The organism is Micromonospora sp. D75 (assembly GCF_018070405.1).
Classification (GTDB): Bacteria; Actinomycetota; Actinomycetes; order Mycobacteriales; family Micromonosporaceae; genus Micromonospora; species Micromonospora chalcea.
The window spans coordinates 1-1,768 of the sequence record NZ_JAGPXV010000895.1; the positions used below are offsets into that span (position 1 = coordinate 1).

Here is a 1,768-nt window from a genome sequence, read left to right on the forward strand (position 1 = left end):
CCCCTGCTCGGTGGTGGCGTCGATGACGCCGTCGCTGACCACGAAGAGCCGGTCACCGCGCTCCAACTGGAACGTCTGCTCCCGGTAGTCGGTGCCCTCGAACATGCCGAGCGGGAACTGCTCGTCCAGCGCCTGCTCGCTGACCTCGCCGGCCCGCAGCCGCAGCAGACGGGGCGAACCGGCGTCGACCACGGCCAGCGTGCCGGTGGCCAGGTCCAGTTCGACGAGCAGCACCGAGACATGCTGCTGGCCCCGGTGCTGCGCGTAGATCGCCTGGTCGGCCAGCGCGGCCTGATCGGCCAGGGGGAGCCCGGCCCGGCGCGCGTTGCGCAGCGCGTACGTGGCCAGCGAGGCGAGCAGCGCCGCGGCCACCCCCTCACCGAAGCCGTTCAGCACCGCCAGCCAGAGCCGGTGGCCGTCGTCGGACCAGTCGAAGCTGTCCCCGCGCACCGCGTACGCCGGTTCCAGCTGCCCGGCCAGGCTGAACGACGGCCGGATCCGGCTGCGCCCGGGCAGCAGCTCCCACTGCATCTCGGCGGCCAGCGTGAGGCGCCGGCTGCGCCGGGCGGTCCGGTAGATGTCGGTGGTCGCCATGACCGCGCTCAGCTCGTGCCCGAGCACCGTGGCGATGGTGTCCAGCTCGCGGCGCGCGTCCGGGTCGGCCGGTACCGGAGAGACCCGGAGGACGCCCCGGCGCTCGCCGCGCATGCCCACCGGGAACCAGCCCACCTCGTCGGCGATCACCGGCTCCTGATGGTCGAAGGCGCGCCAGGCCGGGTGACCGGGGCGGGCGAGCGCCTCGCCGTCACCCAGCGGCAGCAGCTCGGCGAGCCGGTAGTCGACCTGGTAGAGCTCGGTGCGGGTGATTCCGTACGTGCGCGCCAGCTCGGCGGCGAGCCGGTCCACGATGAGATCCGTCGGCGCCTCGGTCAGGACCCGGCGCGCGCGGCCCTCCGCTCCGCTCATCTTTGCTCCTTTGCACAGGTCGCCGGGCAGATCCGGGGGGTAGTCTCGGGCCCACCATGACCGAAGAGCCTGGTCCCCAGGGACCTGACACGAGTATGTCCGCCGCCCTGGACGAGGCGGCAGGCACCTTGCTCGCCGTCTGGGAGGCGGCCCGGGAGCGCACCACCAGCCGGCTGTCCAGTGCCCAGTTACGCGCGATCATGGTCGTCGAGCAGTATGACGGCATCAACCTCCGCCGGCTCGCCACCCTCACCGACATGCTGCTCTCCTCCGCCAGCCGGCTCTGCGACCGGCTGGTCGCGGCCGGCATGCTGGAACGCGAGCCGGGCCGCTACGACCGGCGGGAGATCTCCCTGCACCTCACTCCGGAGGCCCTGCGGCTCCTCGCCGAACTGCGCACCGACCGGCGGCGCCGGCTGGAGCGGATCCTGGACGGAATGAGCTCGGAGGGCCGGGTGGCACTGCTGCAGGGCATGCGCGAGTTCGACGTGGTCGGCCGGCGCGGGGAGGCGACAGCGGCCGAGGGCTGGCCGGTGCTGCAGCCCTCCGGGGAGCGGATCGGTGACCCGGCCCGCCCGTCCGGCGAGCCGCCGGTGGCCCGTACCGCCTGACTTCACCCGCGGACGGCCCGCAGCCGGGCCACCACCCGGGGATGCTCGGTCAGCGCCCGCTCCAGCGTGCCGAGCACCTCGTCCAGCAGCGCCCGCCCGCCCCGGGACGTCAGCGCCTCCGCCTGCCACTCGACGAAGTCCCGCAGCAGCCGGTCGTCGTCCACCCGCACGGCCGCGATCAGCGCGTCCAC

2 protein-coding genes and 1 pseudogene are annotated in these 1,768 nt (G+C 74.0%); 1 reads left to right on the forward strand and 2 read right to left on the reverse strand.

The genetic code is table 11. The features are described from left to right. Positions 1-966, reverse strand: a 966-nt coding sequence (locus tag KBX39_RS30430) for a PP2C family protein-serine/threonine phosphatase (protein WP_210873855.1), incomplete at its 3' end; no start/stop codon positions are given. Positions 967-1,061: 95 nt separating this feature from the next. On the opposite strand from KBX39_RS30430, the gene KBX39_RS30435 reads away from it, so the two are divergent. Continuing rightward, on the forward strand, positions 1,062-1,577 hold the full coding sequence (locus tag KBX39_RS30435; protein ID WP_140946171.1) for a MarR family winged helix-turn-helix transcriptional regulator: 516 nt from the start codon (positions 1,062-1,064) through the stop codon (positions 1,575-1,577). A 2-nt stretch (positions 1,578-1,579) separates the two neighbouring features. Here the strand turns inward: KBX39_RS30435 and KBX39_RS30440 are convergent. Next, a pseudogene (locus KBX39_RS30440) lies at positions 1,580-1,768 on the reverse strand (cobalamin-binding protein); the annotation flags it as partial.

Coding starts and splice junctions, on each gene's coding strand:
- KBX39_RS30435 (WP_140946171.1), top strand. CDS start 1,062: ATGTCCGCCGCCCTGGACGAGGCGGCAGGCACCTTGCTCGCCGTCTGG.